This is a genomic window from Yersinia sp. LJYL362 (assembly GCF_048323875.1).
The window spans coordinates 1-11773 of sequence record NZ_JBLWEX010000143.1 but is presented as its reverse complement, the minus strand read 5'-3'; the positions used below and the strand labels follow the sequence as shown (position 1 = coordinate 11773).

The following is an 11773-nucleotide window of genomic DNA, read 5'->3' as shown; positions in this document are numbered from 1 at the left end:
ACCTGTGTCAGGCAATTCGCAGTACTCAAGGTAAAGGCTTGATGCCCGATGGCACCACTCGCTTCTCGAAGAATGGCCAGCCTATTTTCCATTACATGGGCACTTCAACTTTTTCTGAATTGACCGTGGTACCAGAAATATCACTGGCAAAAATCAATAAAGAAGCGCCATTAGAAGAAGTTTGTTTGTTAGGTTGTGGTGTGACCACTGGCATGGGTGCAGTTATCAATACTGCCAAAGTGAAACCGGGTGATACCGTGGCAATCTTCGGCCTAGGTGGCATTGGTTTATCTGCAGTTATTGGCGCACAAATGGCCGGTGCTAGCCGGATTATTGGGATCGACCTCAATACCAGCAAATTCGAGCTGGCCCGCAAACTGGGTGCGACTGACCTGATTAACCCGAAAGATTATGATAAACCTATCCAGGATGTGATTGTCGAGCTGACCGATGGCGGCGTCGATTTTTCATTTGAATGCATTGGTAACGTCAATGTCATGCGTTCAGCTTTAGAGTGCTGCCATAAAGGTTGGGGCGAATCGGTCATCATCGGCGTCGCGGGCGCAGGTGAAGAAATTTCAACTCGCCCATTCCAACTGGTGACAGGCCGAGTCTGGCGTGGTTCTGCTTTTGGCGGAGTCAAAGGTCGCTCAGAATTACCGGGTATTGTGCAGCAATATCTGGATGGGAAATTTGCCCTCAATGATTTCATCACTCATACCATGGGTTTGGATCAAATCAATGAAGCCTTTGATTTGATGCATGAAGGCAAATCTATCCGTACCGTGATTCATTTTGATCAATCATCACAAAAACATACTTCACAAAACAAATAGAGCAAGGAGGCAGACAACGCATGAACACGTCACTTGAACTTCTCGAAGAGCACCGGATGTTTGGTGGATGGCAGCAACGCTATCGCCACGCCGCCAGCAGCCTGAATTGCAATATGACCTTCAGCATCTATCTGCCACCACCACGGGATGATAACCCGCCGCCGGTCCTTTACTGGCTATCGGGGCTCACCTGTAATGATGAAAACTTCACGTTGAAAGCAGGCGCACAGCGGATCGCGGCTGAGCTCGGGTTGGTACTGGTGATGCCAGATACCAGCCCGCGTGGCGATGACGTACCTAATGATGACAGCTATGATTTAGGCCAAGGGGCTGGGTTCTACCTGAATGCGACACAAGCGCCCTGGTGCAAGCATTTTCATATGTACGACTATGTCAGCCAAGAGTTACCTGCGGTGATCCACCAGCATTTCAGTGTGAGTGATCGCCAATCTATCTGTGGTCACTCAATGGGCGGCCACGGTGCGCTGATGTTGGCATTGCGCAATCCGCAGCAATATCAATCCGCGTCTGCTTTCGCACCTATAGTCAATCCGTGTCAGGTTCCGTGGGGCCGCAAAGCGTTTAGTGCTTATCTGGGTGCTGATGAAAGTCAATGGTTACAATATGATAGCTGCCATTTACTCACGCATGCACAAACCCAGTTGCCAATATTGGTCGATCAGGGAGATGGAGATCAATTCCTTGCCGATCAGTTACAACCGGCAAAATTAGCAGAATTGGCTCGTCAACGCGATTGGCCTCTGACCTTGCGTATTCAGCCGGGCTATGATCACAGCTATTTCACCATAGCGACATTTATTGAAGATCATCTGCGTTTCCATGCGGAATACTTACATCGCTAACGGATATAACACAGCCGATCAACAATAATAGAAACCTTAAAGCCCCTTTTGGGGCTTTTTATTTTATCGCTGATATATAACTCACTATCATTACGCTAATAACTAATAATCCTTTAGTTAAATATCATAATTAATGAATTATTATAAAAAGCATGATGAAAAAAACATTGATAAAATCAGAGAAAAGAATTACAAATAAATGGCTCAATACTCACCGAGGCTGAGTAGAACAAAAAAGGAATAAACTTAAAAGGAGATTTATATGCTTACTTCAAATCAATCAAATGAAAGAATAAATAACGCTCATTTAATGGCATTAAAGACTAAGTTAGAGTCGTTAGAACAATCATTTAAAAATAATTCATTTTCTATAAATGACAGTGAAATAGAAAATCTAAAACGCAGCAACTCCAACAACCAAATAACCGCATGGAATTGGTCAAAAAGCTTTACACAACAATAAATTAGACAATGACATCTTTAATTAAAACAAATTAAGATGCTGTCACTAGCATCTTAAATGTAATAATTATTATCGTTTGATAGATTGCAGAAATAAAATAATACTTATTACTCTATTTTATTAAAATTAGTGAGATATTTCCCATGCTAACAAGTGAATTCTTCCATGATCTGAAGCTAAGCCCAGTATCAAGCCTGTTAGCAATACTAATAACAGCCATAGGATTGATCTCACTATTTTTTGTATTAGTTCTTTATTTAACAGACTCTCGTATTGAGAAACATAATAATAACTATAAAGATATATATCGGATAGAAACATCATTTGACCTACCTAACGGCGATAAAGTGAAATCAGCACAAATCCCCTTCCCACTTATTTCCGTATTAAGAAATGATAAAAACATCAAGAATATTGATTACATCGTACGTATTTTCACCAACCTACATGTCAATGATAAAACGTATTCAAATATTGATATCTATGCGGTTAGTACTGATTTTTTTAACACATTAAATCCTTATCAACAAAAAAATCTCTATCTGGCGCAGAATGAAATTATCATTACCCCAGAGTTTAACCGACAATATCTTCATCTGGATAACCCTCAAGGGCATGTCATAACGTTAGGTGATAAAGGCCAATTTCTCATTAAAGATGTTGTTGAATTTAATCCATCCAGCCGTTTTAAAACGACCGCAGTTATCGCGTTCGCTCCTGAAATATTAGATGGCTACCATGATAAAAGACATGATTGGTATGATACCCATGCCTACGCTTTTATCACGATGAAACCTGGGATGAACCCCACCCCAGAGCAACTAAATTCTCACGTTATCCAGCACGCACCACAACTTCCAGGTGCTCCTTTTAGTCCAGAAGAATTCATTCAGCTTTCAGCACGTAGTATTGCTGATATCCATTACGACAATGCATTACCTGATGAAATAAGCACTGTAGTTTCAAGTTCATACTTAAATATTTTATACGCCTCAGGTTTGTTTGTTTTTTTTGCTACAATAATGAATTTCTTTAATATTAACAATGTGATAAATACAAAAAAGAGAAACAGCTTCTATATAAAAAAAGCCGTTGGCGCGTCCCATTACCAGCTAATCACAGAAGCATTTTTTATTGCTACATTCCAAACTGCATTTGTACTGTTAGTTGCTCTTTTTATTTTGATGTCACTCATGCAATTTTCGGATAGTGCCAGAGAGCTTATCTTTACTCATGGCCGTGATGACTTCTCAACCGCGTTGTCTATTACTGTGGCGCTAACTTACGCAGCTATTTTGCTCGCCCACTACCTCTTTTTGCTGACGCTTACTTTGCCTAATAATACCTATAGTAACAGCATTGCTGCACAATCATCTCAGTCACACTATATGACTCGTATTATGTTCTGCATGCAGATCATTATTGCAGGTATCATCATATACCTGTGGGCGGGTATAATGACACAGATACATTTTATGAAAAATTACAATTTTGGTTATGAAAAAGAAAATGTAATAACATTTATACTAAGTGATGAATTAAAATCAAAAACCGCAATAAACAACTTACAAGATGAATTAAGAAATAAAGCTGGTGTTAATAATATCTCTTTGAGTAGTTGGCGGCCATTTGACATGTCACGACATAATATTTCTGTATTCCATAACGATCAGCAAGAAAAAGACAAACTAGCCACAGTTAACACCCTAAAGGTAAATGAACACTTTATTAATACTTGGGGGATAAATATTCTGGCGGGCGACAAAAAACCATTATTGCCTAGTGATAATAGCAACATTTACCATGCAATCGCCACTAAATCGTTTATGACACTAATGGGACAACAGTCCTATGACCATATACTGAATACTGTTTTCTATATTAATGAGAATGACTCACAGCAATCAGTTAGGGTACTGAATGTTATCGATGACTTTTATCTGGCAGATAGAGAGGACACACCGTCTCCCTTACTTATTCTCATTCAAAATACCCCCCAACGCTATGGCGCAGTCAAACTTGAAAACATTCAAGATTTCGGGAAAGTAGAGAAAATATTAAAACGTCATCATGTTAATACTGAACACATAAAATCGGCCAACAAATTACATAAGGAATATTTCAGCAATAATAACCTTATGTATAATACGATCAACACAGTAACATTATTTACAGTCACATTAGTATTAATAAGCGTGATAATAATCAGCATCTCAGAGACCAGACGGCTCGAAAAAACACTAGCAATAATGGAGTCTATTGGCGGATCAATTTATACGCATATTATTTTCTTTATCCAACAGAACATTATTCCTATCGTCATGGCAGTAATAATATCACTACCTGTCAGTTTTCTGTTATTGCATAATTGGCTGACACAATACAGTATAGTTAAAGGGCTAGCTTATATTTACGCGACAAGTTCATTTGTTATTTTTATTTTATGCATAATTATCGTTATGACCATTACACTTATTTTAAATAGTAATAGACTAAACAGTCAGAAGAAGAAATAAAATTATGGATATAAAAATTGAGCAGAGAAAAAACAAAAATATAACTGCGAAGATAATTATTTTTTTTGTATTATTGGTTGTTATTGCTTGTCTTTATTATATTTATTATTTATCTACCGCTCAGCGTTCTTTACTCATATCACGAGAGAATGCAGTTTTCCATACTATTGAATCAGAAGTGTATCAAGAAGTGCTGACGACCCGAGCTATCGCGGTACCTAAAGAAAGCATCATTGTATCAAGTGAACGAGGAGGAAAAGTCACTGAAGTCGCCAAACAGGCTTTCGATACTGTCGCGAAAGACGATGTTATTATTCGTTTATCTAACTACGATTTTATGCTGGAAGCGACATCCAGAATAGTGAATATTACTGAGCAAATAAACAATCTCCGTAATATGAAAATACAGTTAGAACAAGATGAACGAGAGACAAAACTTGCTATACAAGAGGCTCAGCATCAAATAATGACTATTTCGAAAGATTTGGCAAGGCATCAAGTCCTCGACATGAAATCAATGATTGCAAAATCCGAACTGGAAAACCAAGTCGGTATGTTAAAGAACTGGAAAATTAAAAGTGAAATCTTAAAAGATCATGATAATAAAAATAAAGAATCATTCCCCTCACAATTCAAAAGCATAGATGATTCTATATTATTACTGGAGAGAATGATGGATATTATAGAAAACGGGATGGAACAATTGGTTATAACAGCGCCCATTGATGGGGCTTTATCTATCCTTGATGTAGAACTGGGTCAGCAAATAAAACCCGGCGAAAAAATTGCAATCATAGACAATCTTCAATCATATTATTTTAATGTTTACTTCAGTGAATATTATCTCGATAAAATTAAGCCACAAAGTCGAATCGCGGCAACAATAAATGGTCAAGAAACACCACTACTTATTGAGTCAGTATCAACTATTGTTGAAAATGGTAAATTCAAGGCAAAACTAATCCCATTACAGGGCACTACCTCCTTACTTAAAAGAGGACAATCTATTGAAATACAAATCCCATTACAAGAAAAAAGTAACTCTGTGCTGATGGTGCCTACTGACAGCATTATTTCCGATGATAATGGAAGTAATTTTATCTATATCTATCAAGCAGAAGATGATCTTGCCATTAAATCTAAAATAGAAATAAAGCGTCGTAACTCGATGAAAACAGAAATAATATCAGGACTAAAGGCAGGGGAAATCATTGTCACCCCCCCAGAGACTAACAATAGTGAATACGATATCATTGGGTTCGAATAAGATGCTAAACATACAAAATGCTGAAAAATGTTATACCACCAAAACAATGAAAACCAAGGTCCTTAATCATCTAAACTTCAGTGTTGAGAAAGGTGATTTTGTTTCTATCATGGGGCCATCAGGCTCAGGTAAATCAACATTACTTAATATCATCGGTCTGTTTGACCACCTTGACAAGGGTTCATTTACACTGGCGGGGAAAGATATTATTGGCATCAGTTATTCACAAAAAATAATATTAAGGAGATTGTTAATAGGTTATATATTTCAATCATTCAATCTCATTTCACACTTATCTATTTTTGATAACATTGCTTTACCACTTAAATACCGTGGTATTGGAAAAAAGGAACGTACCGAACAAGTTAACCAAGTTTTAAACCTGTTCGATATTGATAACCGGAAACATCATAAACCAATGCAACTCTCAGGAGGTCAGCAACAACGAGTCGCCATCGCCAGAGCGATGGTATCTAACCCTGCATTGCTCTTGGCTGATGAGCCTACTGGCAATTTAGACAGCAAAAATGCCCGCTCTGTATTACAGCAATTAAAATATATAAACCAAAAAGGTACAACTATTATTATGGTTACACATTCAGATGAAGCCTCTGCATATGGCAACAGAATAATAAATATGAGAGACGGAAAACTCACATGAACAAATAGGAATATACTATGGATAATATGATTCTGGTAAAACATATTGATTGTATTAAGATAAACGAAATAGACCTCAAAGAACTGGAAAAACTCGAGACATGTGAATACAGAATACTATCATCTTATCTTATTGGTAAAATACCAGCAAAAAAATTACTCGATAATGATGAGCTAGACACATTCAACGAAGAGATTAAAAAAAGTATTTCAGTCAAAACGATCAAAGCAAAAAAACTGGTTGTTGTGTTAAAGGCAACCCGTTTATGTAATCTTCGTTGTACCTACTGCCACTCGTGGGCAGAAGGCCCCAATCAGACGGTATCATTTCATACCCTCGTCCGGACAGTACGGCAGATCCTTGCCATTCCTAATGTAAATAGATTTGAGTTTGTCTGGCATGGTGGTGAAATCACACTGCTAAAACCAGCATTTTTTAAAAAACTTATTTGGTTGCAGCAGCAATTCAAGCGGCCAGAGCAATATATAACCAACACCATGCAATCAAATGTCGTCAATATCTCAGATGAGTGGTTAATATTTATTAAAGGTATTGGCATGAATGTCGGAATTAGTCTTGATGGTGTACCTGCTGTAAATGATAAACGGCGGGTAGATTATCGAGGAAGAAAGACATCTGATCGTATAGCCAAAGGAATACAAAAACTGCGCGAGTATAATATTCCATATGGTGCTCTTATTGTTGTTGACCGAGAAGTTTATCAAACTGACATGAAAGAAATGTTGGACTATTTTATTTCAATAGAATTAACCCACATTGAGTTTCTTAATATAGTTCCTGATAATAGACTCGTTAAAGGGCAGTATGTTGGCGAAGGATTTATTAGTTATGCTCAATTTATCCAGTTTCTATCAGCGCTGTTTACTATTTGGGTAAACGGTTATCAGGGAAAGATACATATTGCTGTTTTTGATGATTTTATTCGTGTACTGAAAAATGCTAAAAATAAACCTTCCGCATGTTATTGGTCTGGTAATTGCTCGCAAGAAATTATCACCTTAGAACCCAATGGCGACATCTCTCCCTGTGACAAATATGTGGGTGACAAAGGTAGCATCTATGGATCTTTATTAGATACTGACCTGGCTGATCTTTTAGCTCATTCATCGCATAATCAACAAGCCATCAATGAGGAAAAAACCGCGACTAAAAAAATGCAACATTGCGAGTGGTTTTCTATTTGTCATGGCGGCTGCCCCCATGACCGGGTTATTAACCGTCGACATACCGAAGGATATAATGATACATGTTGTGGTACAGGGAAATTACTGGCGACCATTCAACGTTATTTAGCCAATACTTACTGAAGCGACATTATAATGGCTTGAATTGTAACATGATAACTCAGTATTCTGCCCTTCAATAAACAGACAGAATGCTGACAATGTGGGGTTTATTAGGAAGGAGTTTTAGACTAAAAAGCAGATCCGGGTTGTAACAGAAAAGCCTGCTCCTCGGCACTGGATACTCGCCCAAGAATATGATTGCGGTGTGGGTAGCGACCGAAGCGATCAATAATTGCTTTATGACGCAATTCATAATCCAGCTGAATTTCATTACCTAATTCGGTATATAGCTTCAATGCTTGCTGGTGAATTAATGCAGATTCGGAGTGCATAAAGGGTAAATAGAGGAACCCCCGCTGCGTATCTGATAACAGCCCATCTTTACCACTGCTGACCGCCTCCTGTGCCAACACCAAGGCCATACCATCACAAGAAAAAGAAGTCGGTAAATCGCGGAATAGATTTCGGCTGAATTGATCTAGTATTAGAATTTCTGCCAGGCGCCCCTCAATATTCAGCCGCCAGTGTGCGAGTTCTCCCTTCGAAGCAGCCTGCCAAATGGCACCGAAATGCTGACGTAAATGGGCATCAAAGTCCTCATCTTTTTTGAACCACAATGCGGGGTCCATCTCACTAAACCAGAATTTCAGAATTTTTTGATAATCCATATTACCTCCAGTTCCACCTGACGAAAAAATGCCAATAAAAAAGAATGATAGTACTCAAGTACAGTATCAGACTGTAACCTCTTTGCCCCCCATCAATTCACCCGCATAACAATCTCTGCCATAATGGCTCTCTTAATTGATAGATTGCCCAGCACCCGTTACAGCTTCTGGCGACGGTGCCATCAGACCACGGAGTTCAGCATGGATCACTGTAATACCTCGGATTTACTCTCTCTGGAACAAGCTCTGACCAAAATGCTGTCACAGGTCACGCCATTACAGGCAACCGAAACCATTGCACTCACTGATGCTGCGGGGCGTATCACAGCCAGCGCAATCACATCCCCGATTGCCGTTCCCCCTTTCGCTAATTCAGCCATGGACGGTTATGCTGTGCGCTGTAATGAGCTTAGCAGCACAATGCCTTTACCGGTGGCGGGTAAAGCTTTCGCCGGTGCGCCGTTTAAAGAAGAATGGCCAGCAAATAGCTGTATTCGTATTATGACAGGCGCCCCTATCCCCGCAGGGGCCGATGCAGTCATCATGCAAGAACAAGCCGTGGTGAGCGAACAAGGTGTTACATTTAGTAGCAATGCCAGGATTGGACAAAACATCCGGCTGGCAGGTGAAGATATCGAACAAGGGGCGGCGGTTTTCCCCGCAGGTGTCAAACTCGGTGCGGCACAACTTCCTCTCTTGGCGTCATTAGGGATTGCCGAGCTGACCGTTTTTCGCACATTGAAAGTGGCTATTTTCTCTACCGGCGATGAGTTGCAGCCAATTGGGCAACCCTTGGGTGAAGGGCAAATTTACGATACCAACCGCTTTGCAGTTCGTTTGATGTTGCAACAGTTAGGTTGCCAAATCATTGATTTGGGTGTTATCCGTGATGACCAACAGGCGTTACGCATGGCATTTGAGCAAGCCGATGCCGCTGCTGATTTGGTTATTAGCAGTGGTGGTGTTTCCGTCGGCGAAGCCGATTACACCAAACAGATGCTGGAGGAACTGGGTGATATTGGTTTCTGGAAATTAGCAATAAAACCCGGCAAACCTTTTGCTTTCGGTAAATTGGGTCATGCCTGGTTCTGCGGCTTACCGGGTAACCCAGTCTCTGCGGCATTGACGTTTTATCAATTGGTACAACCCCTTATTGCTAAAATCTCCGGCCACTCGCAATGGCATCCACCATTGCGTCTGAAAGCAAAAACGATAACAAAGTTGAAAAAAACGCCGGGCCGTTTGGATTTCCAGCGTGGGATTTTCTCAACGAATTCTCGTGGCGAATTGGAAGTCAGCACGACAGGCCATCAAGGTTCACATGTCTTCAGCTCATTTAGCCAAGGTAACTGTTTTATTGTCCTTGAGCGGGAACGTGGCTCGGTAGAAGCCGGTGAAATTGTTGAGATAGAGCTATTTAATGGGCTATTGATATAGCGAATCATTGGAATATGAAACTGCTGGGAGGCTGAGATGTTGCCTGAACTTTCCGATGCACAAGCCCTGCGTTATAACCGGCAAATTGTCTTACGTGGTTTTGATTTTGACGGCCAGGAAAAACTCAATGCCGCCAAGGTATTGATTGTTGGATTAGGTGGCCTCGGGTGTGCGGCAGCACAATATCTGGCAGTGGCCGGTGTGGGTCATCTCACACTGCTGGATTTTGACACGGTTTCGCTCTCCAATCTGCAAAGGCAGATACTGCACCGCGACAACCGTATTGGCCTGTCTAAGGTGGCCTCTGCGGCACTGACGTTGTCAGAGATGAATCCCAGCCTGATAATCAAAACCATTGATACTCAATTAGAGGATGAGCAACTTGCCATTGCCATAGCTGAGCACCAATTGGTGTTAGATTGTACTGATAATGTCGCCAGCCGTGAGCAACTTAACCGCCTATGCCATGCACAGCATAAACCCCTGGTTTCAGGTGCAGCGATTCGTATGGAGGGGCAGGTCAGTGTCTTTACTTATGAGCAAAATCAGCCCTGCTATCGCTGTCTGAGCCGGTTGTTTGGCGATAATGCCCTAACCTGTGTTGAAGCCGGAGTCATGGCTCCATTAGTGGGTATTATTGGCAATCTACAAGCGATGGAAGCGATAAAACTACTGACTCAGTATGGGCAGGTGATATCAGGCCGCATATTAATGTATGACGCCATGACGGCGGAGTTTCGGAGTTTAAAACTGGCAAAAGACGCTAACTGCGAGGTTTGCGGTAAGGATTAGCGGAATATCAGGCAAAAAAAAGCTGATGCATGGCATCAGCTCTTATTAACACGCGGTCAAATAATCAGGACTGAATACCCTGACTACGCAGATAGTCTTCGTAGTTACCGGTAAAGTCGATCAGCTTGCTTGGTGTCATTTCAATGACTCGGGTCGCCAGTGAACTGACGAACTCACGGTCATGGGAAACGAAGATTAGCGTACCTTCGTACATTTCCAATGCCATGTTAAGAGCTTCAATCGATTCCATATCCAAATGGTTGGTTGGCTCATCCATTACCAGAATGTTAGGCCGCTGCATCATCAGCTTACCAAACAACATCCGCCCTTTTTCACCCCCCGACAAGACCTGTACTTTCTTCTTGATATCGTCCTGGCTGAACAGCAAACGGCCCAACACACTGCGAACAGCCTGCTCGTCGTCCTTTTCCTGTTTCCACTGACTCATCCAGTCAAATACCGTGAGATCAATTTCAAAATCGCTGGCGTGATCCTGCGCGTAGTAACCGATCTTACTGTTTTCAGACCATTTTACAGTACCCGAATCCTGCTCATAATCCCCTACCAGGGTTTTCAGCAAAGTCGATTTACCAATACCGTTCGGCCCAAGAATAGCGACTTTCTCACCCACTTCCAGGCGCAGATCCAGTTTTTTAAACAGTGGGCCGTTATCAAAACCTTTAGTCAGCATTTCAACTTCCAGCGCATTTCGGAACAACTTTTTATCCTGATCAAAGCGGATAAATGGGTTCTGGCGGCTGGAAGCTTTCACTTCATCAAGCTGAATTTTATCAATTTGACGGGCGCGTGAAGTGGCCTGTTTGGATTTAGAGGCATTGGCACTAAAGCGGCTGACGAAAGATTGCAGCTCAGAGATCTGGGCCTTTTTCTTAGCGTTATCAGAGAGCAAACGATCGCGAGCTTGAGTCGCCGCAGTCATATATTCGTCATAGTTACCCGGAT

At 40.9% G+C, this 11773-nt stretch carries 11 protein-coding genes; 9 read left to right on the top strand and 2 right to left on the bottom strand.

The annotated features are described in order from the left end of the window. The 7 genes from ACNSO8_RS06695 to darE form a co-directional block, all read left to right on the top strand. The coding region (locus ACNSO8_RS06695) for a zinc-binding dehydrogenase (RefSeq protein ID WP_418394186.1) at positions 1-836 on the top strand (836 nt) is incomplete at its 5' end. Between the two features lie 20 nt (positions 837-856). Continuing rightward, positions 857-1699 carry an S-formylglutathione hydrolase gene (gene fghA / locus ACNSO8_RS06690; protein WP_418394185.1) on the top strand — a complete coding sequence of 281 codons (843 nt, stop codon included), beginning with the start codon at positions 857-859 and terminating at the stop codon, positions 1697-1699. A 262-nt stretch (positions 1700-1961) separates the two neighbouring features. Further along, the gene (darA, locus tag ACNSO8_RS06685; RefSeq protein WP_418394184.1) at positions 1962-2162 is read left to right on the top strand and encodes a darobactin family peptide antibiotic; all 201 of its coding nucleotides are present in this window, start codon (positions 1962-1964) and stop codon (positions 2160-2162) included. Positions 2163-2305: 143 nt separating this feature from the next. After that, complete coding sequence (darB, locus tag ACNSO8_RS06680; protein ID WP_418394183.1) at positions 2306-4678, top strand: darobactin export ABC transporter permease subunit; 2373 nt, start codon at positions 2306-2308, stop codon at positions 4676-4678. A 4-nt stretch (positions 4679-4682) separates the two neighbouring features. Further along, positions 4683-5945 (top strand): darobactin export ABC transporter periplasmic adaptor subunit, encoded by a 1263-nt coding sequence (darC, locus tag ACNSO8_RS06675; RefSeq protein WP_418394182.1) that lies wholly within the window; start codon positions 4683-4685, stop codon positions 5943-5945. 1 nt (position 5946) lies between these two features. Further along, positions 5947-6606, top strand: a complete 660-nt coding sequence (darD, locus tag ACNSO8_RS06670; RefSeq protein ID WP_418394181.1) for a darobactin export ABC transporter ATP-binding protein — start codon at positions 5947-5949, stop codon at positions 6604-6606. Between the two features lie 17 nt (positions 6607-6623). Then, positions 6624-7934 carry a darobactin maturation radical SAM/SPASM protein DarE gene (gene darE / locus ACNSO8_RS06665; RefSeq protein WP_418394180.1) on the top strand — a complete coding sequence of 437 codons (1311 nt, stop codon included), beginning with the start codon at positions 6624-6626 and terminating at the stop codon, positions 7932-7934. 107 nt (positions 7935-8041) lie between these two features. On the opposite strand, the gene ACNSO8_RS06660 is transcribed toward darE, so the two are convergent. After that, complete coding sequence (locus ACNSO8_RS06660) at positions 8042-8581, bottom strand: DUF924 family protein (protein WP_418394179.1); 540 nt, start codon at positions 8579-8581, stop codon at positions 8042-8044. Between the two features lie 201 nt (positions 8582-8782). Between ACNSO8_RS06660 and moeA the strand changes: the two genes are divergently transcribed. Both moeA and moeB read left to right on the top strand, forming a co-directional pair. Then, positions 8783-10018, top strand: coding sequence for a molybdopterin molybdotransferase MoeA (moeA, locus tag ACNSO8_RS06655; protein WP_418394178.1), 1236 nt, complete (start codon positions 8783-8785; stop codon positions 10016-10018). A 36-nt stretch (positions 10019-10054) separates the two neighbouring features. Then, positions 10055-10810, top strand: coding sequence for a molybdopterin-synthase adenylyltransferase MoeB (gene moeB, locus ACNSO8_RS06650; RefSeq protein WP_418394177.1), 756 nt, complete (start codon positions 10055-10057; stop codon positions 10808-10810). Positions 10811-10874: 64 nt separating this feature from the next. Here moeB and ACNSO8_RS06645 read toward each other — a convergent pair. Further along, positions 10875-11773 (bottom strand): ATP-binding cassette domain-containing protein (locus tag ACNSO8_RS06645; RefSeq protein ID WP_418394176.1); only part of this gene is annotated, 899 nt, incomplete at its 5' end.

Bases quoted from the DNA above. Each gene is read 5' to 3' on its own strand.
- darE (WP_418394180.1), top strand. From the start codon at position 6,624: ATGGATAATATGATTCTGGTAAAACATATTGATTGTATTAAGATAAAC.
- moeB (WP_418394177.1), top strand. From the start codon at position 10,055: ATGTTGCCTGAACTTTCCGATGCACAAGCCCTGCGTTATAACCGGCAA.
- darC (WP_418394182.1), top strand. From the start codon at position 4,683: ATGGATATAAAAATTGAGCAGAGAAAAAACAAAAATATAACTGCGAAG.
- darD (WP_418394181.1), top strand. From the start codon at position 5,947: ATGCTAAACATACAAAATGCTGAAAAATGTTATACCACCAAAACAATG.
- fghA (WP_418394185.1), top strand. From the start codon at position 857: ATGAACACGTCACTTGAACTTCTCGAAGAGCACCGGATGTTTGGTGGA.
- darB (WP_418394183.1), top strand. From the start codon at position 2,306: ATGCTAACAAGTGAATTCTTCCATGATCTGAAGCTAAGCCCAGTATCA.
- moeA (WP_418394178.1), top strand. From the start codon at position 8,783: ATGGATCACTGTAATACCTCGGATTTACTCTCTCTGGAACAAGCTCTG.
- ACNSO8_RS06660 (WP_418394179.1), bottom strand. From the start codon at position 8,581: ATGGATTATCAAAAAATTCTGAAATTCTGGTTTAGTGAGATGGACCCC.
- darA (WP_418394184.1), top strand. From the start codon at position 1,962: ATGCTTACTTCAAATCAATCAAATGAAAGAATAAATAACGCTCATTTA.